The sequence below is a fragment of the Nocardia sp. NPDC057440 genome (genome assembly GCF_042802915.1).
GTDB lineage: Bacteria > Actinomycetota > Actinomycetes > Mycobacteriales > Mycobacteriaceae > Nocardia.
In genome coordinates, this window is sequence record NZ_JBHVDF010000006.1 from 129,053 (window position 1) to 150,247 (window position 21,195).

At 63.9% G+C, this 21,195-nt stretch carries 23 protein-coding genes and 1 tRNA gene; 13 read left to right on the forward strand and 11 right to left on the reverse strand.

The genetic code is table 11. The features are described 5' to 3' along the window. Positions 1–7 precede the first annotated feature (7 nt). The 3 genes from ACFU4Z_RS14010 to ACFU4Z_RS14020 are packed head-to-tail and all read left to right on the forward strand — an operon-like array spanning position 8 to position 3,253. Entirely contained in the window at positions 8–460 is a 453-nt protein-coding gene (locus ACFU4Z_RS14010; RefSeq protein WP_379062718.1) for a DUF2871 domain-containing protein, read from the forward strand. Then, on the forward strand, positions 457–1,920 hold the full coding sequence (locus ACFU4Z_RS14015) for an amidase (RefSeq protein WP_379062720.1): 1,464 nt from the start codon (positions 457–459) through the stop codon (positions 1,918–1,920). The genes ACFU4Z_RS14010 and ACFU4Z_RS14015 overlap by 4 nt, the downstream gene beginning before the upstream one ends. 25 nt (positions 1,921–1,945) lie before the next feature. Beyond that, positions 1,946–3,253 carry an FAD-binding oxidoreductase gene (locus ACFU4Z_RS14020; RefSeq protein ID WP_379062722.1) on the forward strand — a complete coding sequence of 436 codons (1,308 nt, stop codon included), beginning with the start codon at positions 1,946–1,948 and terminating at the stop codon, positions 3,251–3,253. 351 nt (positions 3,254–3,604) lie between these two features. On the opposite strand, the gene ACFU4Z_RS14025 is transcribed toward ACFU4Z_RS14020, so the two are convergent. From ACFU4Z_RS14025 to ACFU4Z_RS14060, 8 genes are all read right to left on the reverse strand, one after another. Then, complete coding sequence (locus ACFU4Z_RS14025) at positions 3,605–4,507, reverse strand: alpha/beta hydrolase family protein (RefSeq protein WP_379062724.1); 903 nt, start codon at positions 4,505–4,507, stop codon at positions 3,605–3,607. A 283-nt stretch (positions 4,508–4,790) separates the two neighbouring features. Next, positions 4,791–5,126 carry a hypothetical protein gene (locus ACFU4Z_RS14030; RefSeq protein ID WP_379062726.1) on the reverse strand — a complete coding sequence of 112 codons (336 nt, stop codon included), beginning with the start codon at positions 5,124–5,126 and terminating at the stop codon, positions 4,791–4,793. A gap of 173 nt (positions 5,127–5,299) precedes the next feature. Further along, entirely contained in the window at positions 5,300–5,743 is a 444-nt protein-coding gene (locus ACFU4Z_RS14035; protein WP_379062728.1) for an NUDIX hydrolase, read from the reverse strand. Between the two features lie 6 nt (positions 5,744–5,749). Continuing rightward, positions 5,750–7,003: a DegT/DnrJ/EryC1/StrS family aminotransferase gene (locus ACFU4Z_RS14040; protein ID WP_379062730.1), complete on the reverse strand. Its 1,254-nt coding sequence runs from the start codon at positions 7,001–7,003 to the stop codon at positions 5,750–5,752. Continuing rightward, positions 7,000–8,106, reverse strand: a complete 1,107-nt coding sequence (locus ACFU4Z_RS14045) for a Gfo/Idh/MocA family protein (protein WP_379062732.1) — start codon at positions 8,104–8,106, stop codon at positions 7,000–7,002. Before ACFU4Z_RS14045 ends, ACFU4Z_RS14040 begins: the two co-directional genes overlap by 4 nt. After that, complete coding sequence (locus ACFU4Z_RS14050; RefSeq protein WP_379062734.1) at positions 8,103–8,483, reverse strand: hypothetical protein; 381 nt, start codon at positions 8,481–8,483, stop codon at positions 8,103–8,105. The genes ACFU4Z_RS14045 and ACFU4Z_RS14050 overlap by 4 nt, the downstream gene beginning before the upstream one ends. A 163-nt stretch (positions 8,484–8,646) precedes the next feature. Continuing rightward, the gene (locus tag ACFU4Z_RS14055; RefSeq protein ID WP_379062736.1) at positions 8,647–8,826 is read right to left on the reverse strand and encodes a hypothetical protein; all 180 of its coding nucleotides are present in this window, start codon (positions 8,824–8,826) and stop codon (positions 8,647–8,649) included. Between the two features lie 38 nt (positions 8,827–8,864). Continuing rightward, complete coding sequence (locus ACFU4Z_RS14060; RefSeq protein WP_379062738.1) at positions 8,865–9,347, reverse strand: DNA-directed RNA polymerase subunit beta; 483 nt, start codon at positions 9,345–9,347, stop codon at positions 8,865–8,867. Between the two features lie 238 nt (positions 9,348–9,585). On the opposite strand from ACFU4Z_RS14060, the gene ACFU4Z_RS14065 reads away from it, so the two are divergent. From ACFU4Z_RS14065 to ACFU4Z_RS14095, 7 genes are all read left to right on the forward strand, one after another. Continuing rightward, a complete protein-coding gene (locus tag ACFU4Z_RS14065) occupies positions 9,586–10,992 on the forward strand; it encodes a helix-turn-helix domain-containing protein (RefSeq protein ID WP_379062740.1) in 1,407 nt (468 codons plus the stop codon). Between the two features lie 5 nt (positions 10,993–10,997). After that, complete coding sequence (locus ACFU4Z_RS14070) at positions 10,998–11,951, forward strand: phosphotransferase family protein (protein WP_379062742.1); 954 nt, start codon at positions 10,998–11,000, stop codon at positions 11,949–11,951. A 37-nt stretch (positions 11,952–11,988) separates the two neighbouring features. Then, a complete protein-coding gene (locus tag ACFU4Z_RS14075; RefSeq protein ID WP_379062744.1) occupies positions 11,989–12,672 on the forward strand; it encodes a WXG100 family type VII secretion target in 684 nt (227 codons plus the stop codon). Next, positions 12,669–12,965: a WXG100 family type VII secretion target gene (locus ACFU4Z_RS14080; RefSeq protein WP_379062746.1), complete on the forward strand. Its 297-nt coding sequence runs from the start codon at positions 12,669–12,671 to the stop codon at positions 12,963–12,965. Before ACFU4Z_RS14075 ends, ACFU4Z_RS14080 begins: the two co-directional genes overlap by 4 nt. A gap of 89 nt (positions 12,966–13,054) precedes the next feature. Next, entirely contained in the window at positions 13,055–14,416 is a 1,362-nt protein-coding gene (locus ACFU4Z_RS14085; protein WP_379062748.1) for a deaminase domain-containing protein, read from the forward strand. Then, positions 14,388–14,936 carry an SMI1/KNR4 family protein gene (locus ACFU4Z_RS14090; protein WP_379062750.1) on the forward strand — a complete coding sequence of 183 codons (549 nt, stop codon included), beginning with the start codon at positions 14,388–14,390 and terminating at the stop codon, positions 14,934–14,936. Before ACFU4Z_RS14085 ends, ACFU4Z_RS14090 begins: the two co-directional genes overlap by 29 nt. Before the next feature lie 3 nt (positions 14,937–14,939). Continuing rightward, positions 14,940–15,314 carry a YbaB/EbfC family nucleoid-associated protein gene (locus ACFU4Z_RS14095; RefSeq protein ID WP_379063451.1) on the forward strand — a complete coding sequence of 125 codons (375 nt, stop codon included), beginning with the start codon at positions 14,940–14,942 and terminating at the stop codon, positions 15,312–15,314. A gap of 194 nt (positions 15,315–15,508) precedes the next feature. Here ACFU4Z_RS14095 and ACFU4Z_RS14100 read toward each other — a convergent pair whose 3' ends face one another. Next, positions 15,509–16,504 carry a phosphotransferase family protein gene (locus ACFU4Z_RS14100; RefSeq protein WP_379062752.1) on the reverse strand — a complete coding sequence of 332 codons (996 nt, stop codon included), beginning with the start codon at positions 16,502–16,504 and terminating at the stop codon, positions 15,509–15,511. A 328-nt stretch (positions 16,505–16,832) separates the two neighbouring features. Between ACFU4Z_RS14100 and ACFU4Z_RS14105 the strand changes: the two genes are divergently transcribed. Together ACFU4Z_RS14105 and ACFU4Z_RS14110 are read left to right on the forward strand one after the other, a co-directional pair. Next, a complete protein-coding gene (locus tag ACFU4Z_RS14105; RefSeq protein WP_379062754.1) occupies positions 16,833–17,111 on the forward strand; it encodes a helix-turn-helix domain-containing protein in 279 nt (92 codons plus the stop codon). Between the two features lie 234 nt (positions 17,112–17,345). Further along, positions 17,346–18,560 (forward strand): tyrosine-type recombinase/integrase, encoded by a 1,215-nt coding sequence (locus ACFU4Z_RS14110; protein WP_379062756.1) that lies wholly within the window; start codon positions 17,346–17,348, stop codon positions 18,558–18,560. A gap of 79 nt (positions 18,561–18,639) precedes the next feature. Here ACFU4Z_RS14110 and ACFU4Z_RS14115 read toward each other — a convergent pair. Continuing rightward, positions 18,640–18,712, reverse strand: a tRNA-Asn gene (locus ACFU4Z_RS14115). A 210-nt stretch (positions 18,713–18,922) separates the two neighbouring features. On the opposite strand from ACFU4Z_RS14115, the gene ACFU4Z_RS14120 reads away from it, so the two are divergent. Further along, positions 18,923–19,168: a hypothetical protein gene (locus ACFU4Z_RS14120; protein ID WP_366528207.1), complete on the forward strand. Its 246-nt coding sequence runs from the start codon at positions 18,923–18,925 to the stop codon at positions 19,166–19,168. A 62-nt stretch (positions 19,169–19,230) separates the two neighbouring features. On the opposite strand, the gene dnaG is transcribed toward ACFU4Z_RS14120, so the two are convergent. Further along, a complete protein-coding gene (dnaG, locus tag ACFU4Z_RS14125) occupies positions 19,231–21,153 on the reverse strand; it encodes a DNA primase (RefSeq protein ID WP_379062758.1) in 1,923 nt (640 codons plus the stop codon). Positions 21,154–21,195 lie beyond the last annotated feature (42 nt).

Below are 21,195 nucleotides of genomic sequence, written 5' to 3' on the forward strand. Positions count from 1 at the left end.
GCGCCCGATGAAGACGCTGGTCAATACCGCTCACATCTACATGATCATCGGCCTGATCTCCGGGTTCTACTACCGCGAGATCACCAAGATCGAACATTTCACCGGGAAGTCGCAGCTCAGTGTCGTGCACACCCACCTGCTGGCGCTGGGAATGCTGTTCTTCCTCATCGTGCTGGCCTTGGAGAAGCAGTTCACGCTCAGCGCCCGGAAAAGCCTGTACGGCTGGTTCTTCCGGCTGTACAACATCGGCCTGGTCATCACCGTCGCGGCCATGACGCTGCACGGCACCCTCACCGTGCTGGGCAAGAGCAGTGGTGCGGCGATCGCACTCGTCTCGGGTGTGGGCCACATCCTCCTGACCGCCGGGCTGGTCCTGTTCTTCATCACCCTCGGCAAATCCATCGACGACAGCCGAACACCGCGCACCACAGCGGTATTCGCCGAACAGGAGGCATCGTGACCACCGGCCGGGGCAGCGCGCTGTGGACGCGGGACGCGGTCTCGCTCGCGGCGCTGATCGCCGAGGGCGCGGTCACCGCGGCCCAGGTCGTCGAGGCGCATCTCGAGCGCATCGAGCAAGTCGATTCCGAAATCGGCGCGCTCACCACGGTATTCGCCGACGCCGCGCGTGCGGAGGCGGCTGCGGCCGACCGTAGGAGGCCGACCGGGCCGCTGCATGGGGTTCCGGTCACCGTCAAGAACAACCTCGATGTCGCGGGCAGCCCGACCACCTGGGGCGTGGCGGCCTTCGGACAGGCCGTCGCGACAGCGGACGCACCCGCGGTGTCCGCACTACGGCGCGCCGGGGCGATCGTCATCGGGCGAACGAACATGCCGGACTTCGCCACGCGCTGGCACACCGACAATGACGAGGCGGGACCGACGGTGAATCCGTGGTACCCGACCCGCAGCCCGGGCGGTTCCAGCGGCGGTGACGCCGCCGCGGTAGCGACGGGCATGACCCCCCTCGGCCTGGGCACCGACTTCGGCGGTTCACTGCGGGTACCCGCCGCGTTCTGCGGAGTCGCCTCCCTGCGTACCACGCCCGGCCGGGTGGCGGTGGCCTCGAGCCTGCCCGGGGCCGCGCCCGCACCGACAAACCAATTGTTCGCGGCGCCAGGGCCGTTGGCGCGCAGCGTGCGCGATCTGACGACCGCCTTCGAGGTCCTCAGCAACAGCACTGACGTGCGCGATCCCGGATGGATTCCGGTGCGTGACGCGACGGACACCGCGCTGCCCGCGGTCGCCGTCACGCTCGGTGACGATATCGATCCGCAGGTGCGGGCCGCGGTGCTCGGCTGCGCCGACTCCCTCGAACGCGCGGGATATCCGGTGGCCGAACTGGATCCGCCGCACTTGGGCGAGGTGGCGGCGGACTACGGCCGGTTGGTCTCCACCGAGGTGATGGTCCAGCGCCGCGAAGCCATGCGACGATTCGGCAGCGCCGGATTGAACACCTTCGTGGACGCCGCGATCAACCTGTTCCCGCCGTTGGATCTGGCGGGCTACATGACCGCGCTGGGTGAGCGCCTCACCCGCCGCGCGGCCTGGTCCCGTTTCCTCGCCGAGCACCCGATCGTGCTCGGCCCGGTCTCGACCGAACTGCCCTGGCCGGTCGGCTACGACCTCGGCGGCACCGCACAGGTCGCGACCATGTATGCGGCGCACCGCCTCACGATCGCCGCCAACTACCTGGCCCTGCCCGCGGTCACGGTCCCCGCGGGCGTCTCGGTCGAGGGTCTTCCCATCGGGGTCCAGTTGATCACCGCCCCATTCGCCGAGGTCCGCGCGCTGACCGCCGCCGCCCATATCGAGGTGGCCTTTCCGATGCCCACGCCCATCTCCCCGGCAACCGACCCGACCACCCGGCGCCCTGCCCCGAGCCAGGCTCCGTCCAGCGGCTCGGGCACGACGCGGTGAATATTCCGTAGCGAAGGAAATCCAGATGCCACACAACACATTGCGATCCGCCGTGCGCGGCCGAGTACTGCTGCCGGGCGACGAGGAGTTCGATACCGCACGGACGCCGTGGAACCTGAATATCGACCAGCCGGTCGCGGCGGTCGTGCACGTCGAGGACGCGGACGATATGGCCGCCGTGGTCGGCTACGCGCGCGACGCGGGTCTGTCGGTGACAGCTCAGCCCAACGGCCACGGCGCTTCCGGTGATACCGCCGGCACCATCCTGGTGCGCACCCGCCGACTCGATCGGGTCGAGGTGGATCCCGCGCGGCGACGTGCCCGCGTCGGTGCGGGAACCAGTTGGGGCCAACTGCTGGCGGCGGCCGCCCCACACGGCTTGACCGGGCTGGCCGGAAGCTCCCCGGTGATCAGCGTTGTCGGCTATACCCTCGGCGGCGGATTGTCGTGGTTCGGCCGCAAATACGGTTGGGCGGCCGACAGCGTCCGGGCTTTCGACATCATCGATGCCGACGGTCATCAGACCCGGGTCACCACGGAATCCGACCCGGAGCTGTTCTGGGCATTGTGTGGCGGCGGTGGGGATTTCGCACTGGTGACGGCGGTGGAGTTCGATCTGTTCGCGGCTCCGGCCCTCTTCGGCGGCCTGGTCGCCTGGCCGGCCGAGCAGACCGAGGCGGTCCGTGATGCCTTCCAGGACATCACCGATCACGCACCGGCGGAGCTCACGGTCTGGCTCAATCGGCTGGAGCTGCCGCAGGCTCCGCCGGTCATCGCGATCGCCGCCACTTACCTGGGCGAATCGGCGCGCGGGCGGGAACTGCTGCGACGGCTGGACGCGATCGACGGCATCCTCGCGGACACGCGCCGGGAATTGTCCCCGGCCGAGTTGGGCACCATCGTCAACGAGCCCACCGCGCCGGGCCCCGGACTGGTGCGAACCGAGCTGCTGACCACACTGGACGAGGCCGCCGTCGAGATTCTGCTGCACGCACCGATCGATCCGCTGATGGGCATCCAACTCCGGCAGCTGGGAGGCGCGCTCGCCGAGCCCACCCGAGGCGCGGTCCCGCCGTTCGCGGAGCCCTACGCACTGTCTCTGCAGGCCATCGGCTCGGACCTCGACACCGTCGCCGCGGTACGCTCCACTCAGAAGCGCATCATCGCCGATCTGGGCGCGCGAGTCAGCGGCCGCAAACCGTATACCGTCCTGTCCGCCGGCGACAGTGTCACAGAGGTTTTCGACACCAGCACCTTGGACCGGCTGCGAAAGCTCAAGCAGGCCCGCGACCCACACGGCGTATTCCGCGCCAACTTCCCGATTCTCCACTGAACCTTCGGTTTCGAGCCCGAGGTCGAGCACCTCCGCACCGCTGTGCCCCGCCGATCGTGATCGGCGGGGCAGCACCAGGTCCACACCGAAATACGGGACCGCCCACAACGGCGAATCCCGCAGCCTCGTTGGGGTCCACGAAGGTGCGGACGGCGACCATGGCGTAGCACGAGCACCGCATCGACTCCGTCACCCCGGCAAGGAACGAATCGGCACACTCCACCACTGCACTCACATGGCCCCCCTTTCGGTCAAGACCCCGTAGGGATCTTGGGGTTAACCTGTTTAGTGGGTCCGGGTTGTGGCTTGTCCGAAGGGCCGGTCTGCGGGTTGGAACCAGTCGCGCTGGAGTCAGAAGTCGTTCCCGATTGCCCTCCCGGGCCCGCCCATTCGCGACGCCGTTGATCTGCGAGCAAGCGTGTGACCCTGCGCTCGAGCGCTCGTAGCGCCTCCATCGACATTTTCCCACCGAGTTTGCGGGTGGCCGATCAGCCAGTCGACTGTCACCCCAATTGCCTGGTCTTCCCGCTCCCGAGAGTCGAACCCATGATCTGAACCAACAACCGTATGCAGCGTGGTGTCCGGTCGCGATCGCGCGGCGTCGGCGGCGATGTCGTAGGAGACGGCTGTATCACGGTCACCATGCACGATCAGCGTCGGCGGCCCTGCGGCTGAAAAAGCATCCAACAGCCGGTAGTGCTCGAACTCAGTGAATATGACACGGCCGAGCCGGAACTCGCCGTCGACGAGGAGAAAGCCGTTGTCTTCCAATCGTTTCCGCTGATCAATACCGAAGTTCTCTTCTCCCCACTCCAGTTCCGGCGCAATGAACGTGTGGCGTAGATCCAAGACTGGATTCCACAGCACGAGCTGTTGGAGGTCATCGAGCCAGGGCAACGACAGGATCGTGGAAACAGCGCCGAAGCTGGCCGCAACGATCGACAACCGTTGCCCGCCGAACCGCTCGCGAACAGCGCACACCGCGGCTTCCAGATCCAGGCACTCACCCGCGATCGTGACTCCCTCCTGAGTGCCTCCGCTCGCCCCATGCCCGCGGAAGGTGAACCGCACAACGTTCAACCCCTGGGCCGCCAAACGCTCGGCCAACCTGACGAACATCCCTCCGCCCTCGTCCTTGTCCACCGTGATGCCGTGTACCAGCAGCACCACCCCGAGAGCCGGATCGCTCGCGGCCTGGTGAACAGCGGCATCCAGCCGGATGCCGTCCACGGAGATCAAATCGAAGCGTTCCACCGATCAGGCTCCCGTTCACTAAGTCCTCTGCCTCAACCACCGATTGTCCATCTGCTCTTGCGATTTGGGTCGCAGGCTGCAGCTCGCGGTTGCCTGCGATTGGAGGCCGGGAACGTGTCGATGAGCACGGCGGGTGGGTTAGTCATGCCCTTGCGCAGTCAACCTTGCTTGCGCGCAGCACCTTCGGGCCATACAACATCAACGGGAACATCACTCGTGCGAGCCAGCTCGACGACCGTGCCCGTACCGCCCTTCTCCCCTAGCCCACCGTCCCACACCGCGACTAAACGATCGCAGGACGACAGCATCGCTTCATTGGCAGCCTCGTACGCTTCCCCGCCAGCCTCATCGAATCCATGACCCGGACGGTGTCCGCGCGGCCGAGCAGATTGTCGAACAGTTCGGCATGGTCCGGCTTCACCTTCCGCTCACGATAGTTCCGCGAGGGCAGCACGACCTCGAGTTGTCCGCCGGCGTCGAGCACGGCCTGCGCGAACACCGAGTCCGCGCCGCGGGCAATGCAACTGACACCTACCAGTTCGCCCGAGAATTCTTCGCCGGCAAGGAGCTCGCTGATCGCCTTGTACACCAGTGGCGCGGTGTCGTCGGTGATGTTCATATGCCCAGTGACCCCGATACGCACCACTCAGCTCCTCCTACGCCGTCGCTACCAGCAACGGCCTCATACGATCACGCAGCTCGGCCACTACACCGAAGTTCGCGAGTTATTTTGATTCGACGAGCTGACCAACTTCTTCTGGACACGGTCAGATGCAGCCTGACCGACCACGGCTAACGCATTTCCCGATACCGCAGCAAGACTCCCATCACCGCCTCGGTGACGGGCGGCTCTTCAGTCAGGCTGGTCCAAGTGTAGGCGTCGTGCTCGGTCAGCTCGACCGGCTCGGGGTCCACCACATCGACGGTGAAGTTGAACTGTCGGCTCTTCTTGCCGCTGCCGGATTGATAGTCGAACTCGCCCAAATATTCTCGGACCTTTGCAATGTCGAGGCCAGTCTCTTCCTTGACCTCACGGATCAGAGCGTGGTCGATAGTTTCGCCAGGATCGACCTTGCCGCTGGGCAATTCCCAGATGCCGCCCATGAAGTCCTCGATCGGTCGCTGCAGTAGAAGAATTTTCCCGTCGTATTGGACGACGGCGCCGACGACGAGCTGTTGCACCCCGTCACGTTCGGCCTCGTCGGTCAACTTCTCCAGCAGTGTGGTTTCGATCATCAGTCCTTATCCTTTCAACTCGGCGTGGTGTTCGGTCACCTTGCGGATGGCTTCGATATAGCGATCGACCAGTGGTAGATCATCTTCTCGGTGCCAGACAGGCAGTTTGAGCGTGCTGTGATGGATCTGTTCAGCCCGCGGATAGTCGCCGGGTGCGTAGGCCAGTTTGCCGGTAAATGCGGGGAACAGCGGCTCGGGGTCCTGGAACAGGGGCAGCAGATTGAGCGGACAGGTCGAACCGGGCCGGTCGATCTCATGGCAGCCTTCGGCCTGCAACGCCACATGGAAGCGTTCGACAGGAACGTCGTCGAAGGAATCCGCATCGTAGAGCATCGTGAGCCCATACCAGGAAGACAGCACTTCCGGTTCCGCCCAGGGCATAGTGAGACCGGGCAGCTCATCGAGTTCGCCGGCTATGTATTCAGCAATGCGCTGGCGACCGGCGAGATAGTCATCGAGATGTGAAAGTTGTTCCAGCGCGATAGCGGCAGCTATGGGGTGGATACGGTGTTTGAGGCCCATTCCGGTGACCGCGTAGCGGCTGACCTCGACATCGGTGGGTATCTCGTTGCGGCAGCGCTTGTTGTATTGCCCGTGCAATAGGACTCGCTGGTAGACCTCATCGTCATTGGTGAGCACGAAACCGCCTTCGCCCGCGGACAGCGGCTTGGGACCGTTCATGCTGAACGCGGCACCGCGGCCGAAGGTCCCGACCTTTTTGCCCCCGAAACTGGCACCGTGGGCATGCGAACCGTCTTCCAGCAGCTCAAGCCCGTAGTTGTCGGCCAGCTGTTTGAGACTCTGGATTTGGCCAGGCATGCCCCACATATGAGTCACCACAATGGCTTTGGTGCGATCAGTGATACGTCTAGGCACGTCGTGCGGATCGAGGTTGCCGCAACCGTCACAGTCGGCGAGTACCGGCGTGGCCCCTAGATGCAACAGCGGTGTAGCCGTGGCAAAGAAGGTGTAGGCAGGCACGATGACTTCGTCACCCGGCCCGATTCCGCACGCGGCATACATCGAATACAAGGCTGCGGTCCCAGAGCTGGTAAGGACGGCGTGTCGTACACCGAAGTAGCTCTGCAAGGCATCTTCCAGCTGTGCAACAACGCCAGAGCGGTCGTAGATCGAGATGCTCTCGCTCAGTTGATCAAGCACGGCGGCAGACGTCGCTTCGGTAAGCGGGGGCCACGAAAAATGCGGTGCAGCTTCATGAATGACGGCACTACCGCCGAGAAGAGCCAACCGGGAAGTCATAAGAGCTCCTTGGGGTCGATGTGGGTGCGGGTGCGGGCGGCCTCGTAGCAGGCGGTGACGACAGCCATGTGTGCAAGGTGGTCGGAGGGGGCGCTGAGATTGGGTCGGGTGCCTTCGATCACGCGGTGGAAGTAGTCGATCTGGCAGACTGCGGCCGAAGGCCACGACTGCTCACGCCGCAATGACTCGATGACCTGGCCATCATTCGTAAGTCGGCGGATGCAGCCACGCTCCAAATGGAGGATGCCGTCTGAGCCGACCAACCGGATCTCCTCGGCTTTCGGGCCGACGAAGCGTGATAGCAGCAACGAGCCATACAGGCCACTGTCGTACGAGAAGTGAAGGAGCGCAGTATCTTCAGCGTCGTAGCTGCGGTCCGGCCGGGCCCTCACCGATAGGTCGGCCGCTATGCGGTCAGGGAGGCCGAAGTACCACAGGATCAGGTCGATCAGGTGGTAGCCCATGTCGATCACACAGCCACCTCCGGCTTTGGCGGTGTCGCCGCGCCACCCCTCGGAGGGGTCATCGACGTGCAGGGTGTACCGCGCATCTACCAGGAACGGTGTCCCGATCTGGTCTGCCAGTTGCGGAAAGCTGGTGTAGATCGGATTGAACCGCCGCTGCAGGGTGACCATCAGCTGGATGCCGGATCGCTCGCACAGCTCGGCCAGTTCAATAGCCTCGATCAAGGTGGTGGCGAACGGCTTCTCTTTGAGCACGTGGATGTGGTGTTCCGCGGCAGCCTCGATCACCTGTCGACCAACGTCGTGTGGCACGCAGACAACGACGAAGTCGAGCTGCTCACGCTCGAACATCTCCCGGAAATCGGTGTAGCCGGACACCTGGTACCGGTGCTGCTGTTCGGCCACGATCCTCGGATTCTCATCACAGACGGAAACGAGGTCGGCGGTACGGGACGCTAGCAGCCCCGGCAGATGATCATCCACCGCCTGGCCACCAAGCCCCACGACACCCGCTCGCAGTACTGGTTGGCATGCTTCAGTGAGCTGCCTTGTGCGCCATGATGGTTCACTCTTCGGAAGGATGAGGCTCGGCGCCGGTTCGCTTCCCCCGCTGCCTCGAAGCGAGTCGCACTGTCTCATTGGATCCCCCTGATTGGTGAGGTGGTGCGCGCTGCGGTCAGCTCGCACCAGGTGGTGACGGTGCCGTCGCCGCTGCGGAACCGGCCGTAGCGATGACTCAGGGCGACGACCTGTTGGCTGAATTCCAGGCCAGCAATGGAGGTGGACTTGCCTGGTGGGACCTCACTGACTTCGATCACGAGGCTCTGTTCGGTGCGGCCGAGACGAAGAGTCAGCAGCTTCAAACCGGTTGCCGCGCCATCGCGGTGATGCGGGTAGGCGATGCCGCTCGCCTCCATTGCTTCAGTGACGAGCTCGGCCAAGACCTGGTCGGCGGACTTCGCCAATTCATCCAGCTGCCGCCACGACAGGATTAGCCGCGCGTGCGTCTGTGCCATCGAGACCGCCGTTGTCGTGGCTGCCAAGTGAGGTTCGGCCACGAACTCGACGGCACAGACGCACAAACGTCGCTGCGACCTGCCACCAGGCTGCCGAGGGCACTGCCTTAGCTCCATATGTTGGGCAGTGGACGCGAAGTGCGGCCTGTCGACGCGACGGCGGCTAGGGCTCGAGATAGAGGCGCTCATTGGGCAATCTCGGTAGTCCAGCGGTGTCGCCGGGGAGGACCTGCACCGCATCGGGGTAGTGGCGGGCGCGGAAGTCCTGAACGAACAGGAGTGCGGCGGTAAGGCAGGCGGCGAAGTCCATCCGCACGTCGTGTAGGTGGACCGACAGGTGCACGTCGGTCTCCCTTGAGTGTGGCGATGCCGCCGGGCCGGTCATGACGCACGACTCCGCATTCGTTCGTCGGACGAGCGGCGGAGGCATGACTGGACCGAGGACAACACGATCGCGCCCAACGGGCGGAATCTATCGCGTGGGGGCTCGATCCACTTGCGGGCTCCAGCAGGCAGGCCGACTGGCGACGGCAGTGCGATCAGCCCTCCGTTGCGAATGATTTTGATGTGCTCGCGGAACAAGGCTGCGAACAGGTGTGGGTCGTCGTCCGGCAGATCCGGCCGAATCAGAAAGGTCCACGTACCCGAGCGCGGATGGGTGAAGATCGGCCCCAGTGCATGCTGCTGGACCTGCATGCACTGGCGGGCAGCGGAACCCAACGACGCGGGCATCGTCATGGCGCAAACCGAGCCAGCTGGAAACGCGATACGCCCGAGCTCTGGGTCGACGTGTGTCGGCAGGCCGCACACGCGTCGGTAGAAAGCGCTGCGCTGCCCGGGGGTGTCGATCTCGATCGGGGGCACGGGCTTCCCCGCCGGGCCTGGTCTCGGCGGTCCAGCTGTCCGTTGAAATGCGGCGGCGTCGTTCTTGTCGTTTCGAACCATGCGTGTTGCCTCCCTGCGGTTTCGGAGTGCGCCCGACGCCGGGGGCTTGTGCCACCGACCAGCGGCACTGCTGGTCGATGTGCCGAGATCGGGAATGGGCATCAGCCCGGCGTCGGACGCAGGTTCAGTCTGTGACCTGGCGCACGCAGGTCGGTATATGTTTGATGCGGACAGAAACCTGTCCGCATCCGAGGTTGCGCCGAAACCGGTCCCAAACGACCAGGTCACAGAGGATGAAGCGATGGCCCAAAAACCGCGTGAGCTGGCCGCTATGGAGTCGGCGCAGCAGTTCTTCGGCGCGGAACTGCGGCACTGGCGGCTGTTGCGGAAGATGTCGCTGAATCAGCTTGGCGGGGTCACTCACGACAGTGGTTCGCTCATCGGCAAGGTCGAGAAGGCCGAAAGGCGACCTGGGCGGGATTTCGCACAGCGGATGGATGAGGCGCTGGAAACTGGGGGCGTTCTCCGACGCATGTGGGCAGACATGAATTCACCTGCAAGTCAGTCGGATTCGACTGGGGCCCTCGTCGCGGACGAACCGAACGCGCCATGGGCCGGCTGTGACGTGTTCGATCCTGTACGCGAATGGCTTGACGAGGCTGTTCCGGTCTTCGCTACCGGCGAGAACCATCGGCGCGTTGGGACCGCCGACATCGAGGTCATGTGGTCAATGTGCGATGTGTTCTCGAATGCAGATCACCATCTCGGCGGCGGGTACGCTCGCGCGACACTGGCGCGGTTTCTTGATGATGTGGTCCGACCGGCGCTACGCGGTTCGCATGACGGCCGTACCGCGCCCGAGTTGTACGCCGTCGCAGCCCGACTGTGCGACCTCAGCGGCTTCATGTGTTTCGACTCGGCGCGACAAGGATTGGGACAGAAGTACTTTCAGCAGGCGCTTCGGCTCGCCAAAGCGAGCGGCAATGCCGCGTTGGGGGCCCACATCCTTACAGATATGTCGATGCAGGCGCACTATCTGGACCGCACCAAAGAGGCACTGTGGTTCGGTACGGCGGCCGTGCGGGCGGCAGAGCAGTCGGGCTCGCCGAGCACCGCCGCCCGATGCAATGCGCTGTTGGCGAGGGCGCACGCACTGAACCGAGACGCGGCCGCGGGCGCACAGGCGATGTCGGAAGCTGAGCGTCGGTTGAACCGTGCCCGTCCGGACGACGAGCCCGACTGGATTCGGTTCTTCACGGAGCGGCAATTGACGGCCGAGTTCATGTACGTGGCGCACGATGGACGGCATGCGGCCGATGTCCAACAGCGTGCGCCGCTGGTTCTGGCAGATTCGGTTGGCATGGAGCGGAGGCAAGTGTTGGTAGCGGCAACCCTGGCAGCGTCTTACGTACCCGAATCCGACGGTGCAACGGTGAAAGGTGTCGAGATCGAGCAAGCCTGTCATGTGCTCCGAGACACGATGCGTGCCGCCCGGGGACTGACGAGTGCACGCGGGATCGAATCGATCAATATCGTGCGTCGTCGCTTGGCACCGTACGCCAACCTGGCCGTCGTTCAGCAGGTCGAAAACGAATTTCAAACCACAGTGGCACTGGTCGGGTAGGGCGCATGTCGTCGGAAGAGTATGCGGCTCTGCGTCTCGCGTGCGAAGCCTGCGGGCTCGATCCCAGCGGCGCGGAGCTCATCCACCATTCGACCAACGCTGTGTACGTACTACCGCGTCACACAGCCGTTGGACGGGTAAGTGCCAACGAGGCGGACCCGGACCGGCCGCGACGGACCTACGCGGTAACCCGATGGCTGACCACAGCCCACGAATTCGGTGCGACGGCGCCGCTGCCTGGCGCGGAGCCGGTCCGGGTCAACGGATACACGGTCGGATTCTGGCAGTACTACCCACAATCATCCGACATCGCCGCGCCAACCTCGAAAGAGCTTGGCCGCCTGCTGCGTTCACTGCACGACCTACCTACGCCAGATATCGAGCTGCAACGATGGACGCCGCTGGAGTCACTTCGCGGAGCGTTGCTCGACGACAACACGTCAAGCGCCATTAGTGAGGACGAACGAACGTGGTTGCTGAGGCGCGTCGACGAGATACGCAAAGAACTGAGCCTACTCGATTGGCCGTTAGGAATCGGCCTCATCCATGGCGATGCCTGGGCAGGAAATCTTCTCTGGGACAACAGAATTGATCCGGCGCAGCCGATACTCGGAGACTGGGACTGGGTCAGCATCGGCCCACGAGAAGTCGACCTGATACCGACATGGCATGCCGCGGTGCGCTACGGGCGGGACGAGACGTGGGTTCGGAACTTCATCGAGGAGTACGGCTACGACCTGGCGGAGTGGTCCGGATATCGAGTGCTGCTCGATATGCGTGACCTTGTTCAGGTATCCGGCCCGCTCCGCCGGGCGACGGCGTCAGCAGAACACGCCGACCGGTTGCGGCAACGAGTCGACGATATCCGTGCAGGCAATCGGAATACGTCTTGGAGCCAGTACATTCCGCACGGCCTCTCGCCGCTGTCGGGACCGATTGGGCCTGGTTCGTTGCCCTGAAATCTGCCGGGTCCGGCCGCCTTATCGCGTATCCGATATGAGGGATCGGGCGCGACTCCGTTGCCCAAAATCGGCCGCCTGGCAACGCGCCGACGTCGCCCTGATCGACTACGGCATCCCAGACGCCCTCGGTCACTACGACGCCGCCCTCGAATACCTCGACCACCAACCGGGTTCGAACTACACACGAGAAGCTGTTCGACCGGGTCCGGCGAATGTCGCCGCTTCCAATGCACGACGAGCTGACCACCATCAACCACGACAGGTGTTGCGGGCCCGCCGAACCGCGATCACCGTTCTCTTCGACCGGAAACGAACGCTCAACGATGAAATTCCTTGCGGCTCAACCACTGTCCTGTCAGTCACGCAACTCCGATCGACAGTCGACGCTGATAGCCTGGGCCGGGTGTCCGATGAGGTGGCAGCAAGCAGAGTTGAAATTCACGCGACTGCGGACCGTGTGCATGGACTAGCGGACACCTTCGCCGACGATATCGACGGGCTGATGCGCCAGGCTCGTTCGGTGATCGGTGCCGAGTGGCTTGGCGATGCCGCGAACAGTCACCAATCTGTATGGCAGGACTGGGAAGCTGATGTTCGTCGGATCGTCGCTGCGTTGTATGAGGACGCTATGGTGCTTCATCAAGTTGCCGAACGATTCGGCGCGACCGACGAAGGTAACGCCAATGCCATGGATGGCCTGGGGTTGGATCTGCCATGACTGATCGTGGATATGTCGCCAACCTCAGTGAGATTCAGGACCTGGTAGATGCGGCAGCGCGAATCACCGAGCGCATCGATCAAGGTCTTGGTGAGGTTGACCGGGCTATCGATAGTCTGCACATAGGCTGGTCTGGTGAGGCGGCGAATGCCCATCGCGCGAAGCACGACGAGTGGCGCGCCGCAGCGCGCGAGATGCATGAAGGGCTCGGGTTGCTGACCGCCGCCGTGCAACGAGCACACGACCTGTACGTCGCCAACGGTCTGCATCTGCAGGGGATGTGGCCAGAGTGAGTCCTCCGTCCACGATCAGTGTGCTGCCTGCAGCGTTTTCGCGGGCAGCGGGCACCTTCTCCGGTGGTCAAGCATCCACGGCGTTGGGCATGAAGGAACTCGCATCCACTCTAGATGCGAACTGGGGTTGCGGTGGCACCGACACCGCTGGAAGGCGGTGGACGGAAAAGTACGATCCTGCGGCTTTCGCTGCGGTCAACATGGGTACGGCGATCGTAAACTCGCTGGGTAAGCTCCATGATTTGCTGCAGGCCAACAGTGTCAACCACGGCAACGCGGCCAGCCAGTCAGCGGCCGATCCGAACCCGGCCGATGAACTGTCATTGCCCGCGCCGACCCCGGTCTTCGAAGCTCCGAAGTTCAAGGGCGCGTATGGCGGGCCGTCCGATGAGCCGTTCGGTTGGGGTCTGATCAGTCGATGGGTCCAGGGCTATCTGTGGCCCAACGGCGACCCGGACAAACTTCGGGCGGTATCGGACGCATGGACCAAAGCGGCAGGGATCGTCCGGGGCGCCGGATACGGCATCCCCAGCGCCCGAGGCGTGATCGCGGATCAGAATTCACCAGAAGTCCCGCAGATCCTCGCGCAGATCGACATCGTCGCGACTGGGATCACCTCCACAGCAACACAGTTCGACAATCTGGCCTCGGCATGTGACGACTGGGCGCAAGCGATCGAGGACGCCCACGGCAAGGTCCTCGCGCTACTCGCGGGATTTGTAGGGGCAGCGATCCTGCTCCAAGGTGTCGGGTGGCTTGCCGCGGGCCCACTCGGTGGTGGCGGCGGAGCAGCACTCACCGGCGTCCGCGCAGCGACGACCGGTGGTGAGGTCTCGGGTGTTCTCGGCGGTTTGGTGATCGCCGCCGACGCTGCAGCGCTTCGCGCGGCAGGCGTGGCAGTCGCGGGTGGTCTACTGCTGCAGAATGTACAGCCGTTGCTTGACGCGACACCGACAAAATTCGACGCCAACACACGTCCCGGTGGTGCCGAGCCCGGCCCGACACAGGCACATCCGGGCTCGGAGGTCAATCCCGAGTTCAATGGCGAGCAGGCGGCCCAAAGCCTGCGCGATCGGCTGTCGAATTCGGGGCAGACTATCCAGAACAAGAAGAACGTCGCGGTCGCCCAGGCCGAAATCGATGGGCAATTCATACCGTCATCCAGGCTGGAGTCCGTCAGCGGGGAAACATCACCGGCGGGTACTGTCGAGGTTCCAAAGAATCCTATCTTCAGGCCGATCGACGAAAGTGGTGTAAATATTCGACCCACGGACTCCGAGTACAAGATTCTCGAGGACCTTGCCTCTCGGATGAAACCGGATTCCAAGGGAGCAATCGACTTGTACACCGAGAACAAACCCTGTCCCGCATGCAACGATGTAATCGAACAGTTCCGGCAGAGGTTCCCAGGAGTGAAACTAAATGTCACCTACACCAACGTTCCCAAGTGAAGCCAGCCTGCGAGAGGCGGAGGGCTTCCGGCAAGCGTTGCTTGATACCGGCTTCGCAACTGCCGATGAGATCTCCGGTTGCACCGATGAAGAGATATCTCAGGTCGCAGCGGTAGCAACCTTCCCTCTGCCCGATGATTACTTGGCCTTTCTGAAAGTGCTGGGCCGCAAAGCTGGGACTTTCTTTGAGGGAAAGGGGATGTTCTTTCCTGAACCATTGGATACGTATGAGGCGGCCGAGAGTATTGCGGCAGAGCCTGGCGAGGACTTGACCATTGAAGATAGATTCTTTTTTGGTCACCATCAGGGATACCAGGTCTTCTTTTTCGAAAAAGGACGTCCTGAGGTGTTCGTGTACGTTGAAGGCCATCCAGGTGAAATACAGAAGCTTGGGGAATCGTTCTTTGGCTGGTTGTGGTTGGTTCGTGAACGTTCCCAGCTTCTGAGGGAGGACACCGAGCGGCGACGGGCGGAGAACGAAGCCGTAAGACAGCAGATGCGCGCCGAGGGGAAACTTTAGGTGATGACTGAACCGAGTGACTGGGAAGCGAAGCAGCGTGAGGTAGTCGCGGACCTGACGCAAAGGTCACGTGCTGTGGAAGAGGCGCTGAGCCGGATAAAAATCCGAGTGCCGTCACGCAACGGCGAACTGGGCGTAGTGGTGAACGCGCAAGGTCACATACTCGACGTCCGACTCACCCCGCAGGCACTCCGGTTGGGAACAGCCGGACTGGCCCAGGCACTCGTCGAGACCATAAAACGAGCCGAGGGTGAAGCCGCGAAACAGGCGGCGGAAGCCGCGAAACCCTTGACGAGCGATCCACGCATCGCAGCCACCCTGTCGGCATCACGCCAAATGCGCATCCAGGCGGACTCGACTCGATCAACCACCCGATGATCTCGACCAGCGATGTCGTATGGCGGGCTAGGTCGCCCGTGGGTCGATCAGATATTGCTGGCCGGAACCGCCCCGATAGCGTCAATCGCCGAGCACCGCGGCGCGATCGACGGTCGGGCCCAGCGGGCCTCGGCGATCAGTAGCCGTGCCCGGGTGGCGGTATCCGCGACAGCTCCGGTAGCGGTGGCTCTCGCTCATTCCAGTGCCTTCCACCCCGACCACGGCCGTGCCCCGCACTCGCCTCGGATACATGCCAGCCGGTGCTCTGCCTGCTCTCGAAGCGCCAGCCTGTTCGATGCTGCCTGCACAGCCATCGTGGTCATCCGGAACTCCCGGATATCGCGGAGCAGTTCGAAGCCTTCCCACTCCGTGACATCGTGCCCGTACACGTCGCAGAATTCCGCGTACTGCTCCGCGGTAATCCAGCCGAACGATGTCCTCTTGATCGCTGTGTGGACCAGGTCCCATTCCGGTGGCCCGATCGAGGTTCGTTCCAGATCAAGCAGGACAACCTGACCGTCGTCCGTGGCGGCCACGTTGCCGACCCAGGCGTCGCCGTGAATCACACACCAAGGCAGGCCTTTTGGCAGTTCTTCCCACCGCTCCTGTAATTCGGCGAGATGCGCACGCAGCCACCTCCGATCCTCGTTGCTCGAGCTGTGGGCAGCCTCGATCCGATCTTCCAGTCGTACGAATGGCGCCACCTCGCCGAGATCGAAAGCGGCCGGGACCGGCAGCCGGTGCAGCTGCTTGAGCACCGCGGCCACCTGCGTCGGCGTCCCGTGATGGTGCGACGGGAGCTCGCGCCAGAAGGTGACCGCCCGGCCACCGATGTCCACTGGCTGGTCAACATTCGGGACAACCTGCACAGCTGAGACCCCGGAGGCCTTCAGCCACCGAGCGACGTTCACTTCCCGCCGCGATGCGGCCAGTTGGCCGGGTCGACTCACCCTGGCAACAACGCATCCCGGCAGCCGGTAGATCGCATTTTCACTTACCTGAATGGGATCAACTTGATCGACATCCAGTCCAACCGCGGCACCAGCCGACCGCACGATCGTCAGCCAGTCAGTCTCGACCACCTTGCTCATGCGGGAACCAGCGTGCGGTCGATCTGGACGTGCAGCTCCTCGACCTCTGTGATGCAGACCGTCGCCAGGATGGCCGCACCAGATGGCCTGCCGTGCCATCGACGACAGCACTTTGCCGCGAAGCTAGGTCGATGCCGACGACCTGGTCTTTCATGAGAGCGGATCACGGATTCGAACCTGCGGGGCCTTTCGATGCCCTGGTGCAGATGTGGAATCTGGTGTTTCATGGAGTGGGGAGAATCGCGGACAGGCTCAGAAATGAGTTACGCATGTATTCGCCCCTCCGTCGCGCGGCAATCTCTTTGCGCGAGAATAACAACCACTACGCATGGCGTAGCCGACAATCGAATTCATTTCTGCCGCAGACTCATCCGATCAGGCTGGATGTAGGACTGCGCGACCGAATCGATGTCCTCCAGGGGCTCGGATGAACCCCGATGACGTGTGGCTGAGCACAGACGAATTGGCCGCACGCCTCAAGATTCCCGCGAAGACGCTCGCGGTCTGGGCCTCCGCCGGGCGGGGCCCTAGATACGCACGGATCGGGCGATACCGAAGGTATCGGTTGAGCGATCTACTCGAGTGGGAGCAGGACCAACTCGATAAGACTGGGCGACCTGAGGCCGATGAACCGACCGATCGGGCACAACACCCTCGACGTCGACCACCAACGAAGCAACATCGAAGCCGCCAGCAGGAGCACTGAGTACAGACCGCAAGCCATTCAGCTAATTTCTAGCAAATCAACAGGTCTTGCTCTGCGCCGCTGGGATATAGCAGTTTGTGCGGTGGTTCGGCTCGGCTATCAAATGTTGACAGGCTCGATCCCACGCTCTTTGCTCCAGCATTTTTCGCAAACTCCTCGCGTCCCGGGGGTCATCCGGTCCGGTCGCGGTCACGCGGCAGCCCAACAACCACCCACTCACAGGAAGGACAACCGTTGCCCAGACAATCGCTTCCGCTCGGCACCTACGGCCGGATCACCTCCAAGCGGCAGCCGAACGGAAGCTGGCGTGCCACCACGCGCTACCGAGACGACGACGGCACCACCCGCACCGTGCACAAGTTCGGAACCACCAAGGGCCGGGCCGAAGGCACCCTGCGGGAATCACTCACTCAGCGCACCGGAGCCCGGGGCCGACTGATCACCCGGGACACGAAGCTCACCGATCTGGCCGACCTGTGGCTGGCGGAAAAAGTTCTCCAAGAAGGCATTACCGAGCAGACGCTGGACCTGTACCGAATGGAGATCGAGGTTTCCATCGATTGCAGGGCGAGCAAAGGGACCGTCAAGATCAAATCAGCGCTCGGCGGCCTGCGGGTGTGGGAGGCCACCACCTCCCGCATCGATGCGCACCTGAAGCGGATCGTTCTCAACGGACACCGCGAGAAAGCGCGGCGGCAGCGGGTCATCCTGTCAGAGATGATGAGCATGGCTGTCCGCCACGACGCGATCGACCGCAATCCGGTCCGTGAGGTCGCAGACCTTCCCCGCAAGCGCCAGAAACCGCGTGCGGCCGATCTTGAGACCCTGGCGGAGCTGCGAACCCAGCTTCAGGGGTGGGTGGACGGTAAGCCACTCGACGGCGCACCCGCCTACACCTACGGTCCCAGACGCAATCCTCGGGTCTTGGACGTCGCCGACGTCGAACTGGGGACCGGTCCACGCCCGGGCGAAGCACTCGCTTTGCGCTGGTGTGATGTCGACCTGGACACGCAACCGCCGCGGATCACCTTCTCCGGCACCATCATCCGCATCAAAGGCAAAGGACTGTTCCGTCAGGAATGGACCAAGACCGACTCCGGCTACCGGACAGTGGTGCTGCCCCAGTTCGTCATCGACACCCTCCGACGGGTGAAGGCCGAAGCGGTCGCCAACGAACTGGATCTCGTCTTCCCCAACCGTGACGGCGGCATCTGGGATCCCCACAACTTCAACCGCCTGTGGCGCCAAGCACGCGGCGAGAAGTTCACCTGGGTCACCCCCAAGACCTTCCGCAAGACCGTCGCATCCCTCATCGCCGACCAGTACGGCCCCCAAGCCGCGGCCCGGCAACTCGGCCACGCCAACGACTCCGTCACCAAACGCCACTACATCGACCAACCCACCGAAGCACCCGACTTCACGGCGGCCTTGGGCCACCTCGCAGGCTGAAAGCGTGTCGTTTCCGTGTCATTCTACCCCAAAAACGACTAAAACCAGGGTCGAACGGTAACGTTCGCCCTGGTCAAAGCTCCCCCATCTGGACTCGAACCAGAAACCTGCCGATTAACAGTCGGCTGCTCTGCCAATTGAGCTATAGGGGACTATCCTCGACTCGCCGTGTCGGGCGCGCCGAGGAGAAACTTTAGCGTATTGCCACGCGGCTTCCCAAATCGTGCCACTACCTGCGGACATGCGTCCAGTTCAGCCTGCCTGGGCGGGTCCCGGGCTGCGGGCTATCCGGATCGACAGGTGGAGGGGGCGTCGGGCAGGATAGGTGGGCGCGGACAGGCTATTGGGAGGAGCTCCAGGAGATGCTGCGGTTGATCATCGGCGTCGCGGCCGGCTATGTGCTCGGCACCAAGGCCGGGCGGGTTCGCTACGAGCAGATCAGTGCGGCGACCCGCGCTGTGACCGAAAGCCCGGTGACTCGCAAGCTCGTGCTCGTCGGCAGGCAGAAGCTGTCGGATAAGTTGAGCACCCGGCCGCAGCTGGAGCCGATGGAGCCGCTCGATGAGCGGACCACCATTTTGGTTCCGCAGGATCAGTTGCGGCGCTGAGCAAGTCGGGCAAGGTGTAAACGGGCGGGCCGACCGAGGCAAGGGCGCGGTCGGCTACCCGTTCAGCCTGCGGCGAAGTCGTCGTGGTTGCCCATGGCCTGCTCCAGCAGGCTCTTGCGGTACTGCTCCAGCGCGACGAGGTCGCCGAACAGCGCCATGTACGCCTCCGGTTCCTCGGTCGAGGACACCCGCTGTAGCTTCGATTTCAGCTCGGCGGTCTGGCGACCGACCCATGCCTCCTGGGTGCGCGCCAGCACGCCCGCGATGAAGCGGGGAATGCCGTTGGCGGACTTCACCGGCAGCGGTTCACCCGACAGCTCCGATACCAGGGCACGCATGGTCAGGTCGTCGGTGCCGTCACAGACCGCGTTCACCCATTCCGCACCGCCCAGGCCGGCCGCCGTGCCGCCTGCCTTGACGATCAGCGCGCGCACCGCCACGTAGGCGGGGTGGGTGAAGGCTTCCGGTTCCAGCGAGTCGAAGACGGCACCGGCCATCGCGGGATATTGCAGGACCGCGCCGAGCGTCTGACGCTGCGGCAGCAAGGTGGGATCATTCGGGTTCGGGCGCGCGGCGGGGTGCTCGGCGACGGTGGCGCTCTGTTGCGCGGCGGCGCGGCTCGGTATTCCGGTGCGGCCCCCACCATTTCGGTTCCGCTTGGCTTCCTCGCCCACTCGGCGCACGACGGTCTGGATATCGTCCCAGCCGACCCAGCCCGCCAGCTTCGTCGCGTACGCCTTGCGCAGTGCGTTGTCCTTGATCTGCGCGACCACCGGCACCGCGCGACGCAACGCCTCCACCTGGCCCTCGGCGGTGTCGAGGTTGTGCTCGGCGAGCAGGCCGCGCACCACGAACTCGTACAGCGGGGTGCGCCGGGCCACCAGATCGCGGACGGCGCCGTCGCCGGAGTGCTGCCGCAGCTCGCACGGATCCTGGCCGTCGGGTGCGATGGCGATGTAGGTCTGTCCGGCCAGTTTCTGATCGCCCGCAAAGGCTTTCAGCGCCGCGGCTTGGCCCGCCGCATCGCCGTCGAAGGTGTAGATGATCTCGCCGCGCCAGAAGTTGTCGTCCATCAGCAGGCGGCGCAGCAGCGCGAGGTGCTCGTCGCCGAAGGCGGTGCCGCAGGAGGCGACGGCGGTCTTCACGCCGGCCAGATGCATGGCCATCACGTCGGTGTAGCCCTCGACCACGACGGCCTGGTGACCCTTGGCGATCTCACGTTTGGCCAGGTCGAGACCGAAGAGCACCTGAGACTTCTTGTACAGCAACGTTTCCGGCGTGTTGATGTATTTGCCGGGCATGGTGTCGTCGTCGAAGAGTTTGCGCGCGCCGAAACCGATGACGTCGCCGCCGAGATTGCGGATCGGCCACAGCAACCGCCGATGGAAGCGGTCGATCGGGCCGCGCTGCCCCTGGCGCGAGAGCCCGGCGGCCTCGAGCTCCTTGAAGTCGAAGCCCTTGCGGAGCAGATGCTTGGTGAGCACGTCCCAGCCCGCGGGCGCGTAGCCGCAGCCGAACTGCTGAGCGGCATTGGCGTCGAAGTTGCGCTCGGTGAGGTATGTGCGCGCCGTCTCGGCCTCGGGCTCGCGCAGCTTGGCCATGTAGAACTCGTGCGCGGCCGCGTTGGCGGCGACCAAACGGGAGCGGGTGCCGCGATCACGCTGCACCGAGGTGCCGCCACCCTCGTAGTTGATCTGGTAGCCGATCCGGTCGGCCATCTGCTCGACCGCTTCGACGAACCCGACGTGCTCGATCTTCTGCAGGAACGCGAAGACGTCGCCGCCCTCGCCGCAGCCGAAGCAGTGGAAAAGCCCGTGGTTGGGCCGCACATGGAACGACGGTGATTTCTCGTCGTGGAACGGGCACAACCCCTTCGCGGAGTCCGCGCCCGCTCGTTTCAGCGCGACGTACTCCCCCACGACATCCTCGATCCGGACGCGTTCACGTATCGCCGCGATATCGCGATCTGGAAGTCGTCCGGCCACGCAGAGAGTCTAGGCCAGTCCGCCCTCGACGCGCCCAGCGGC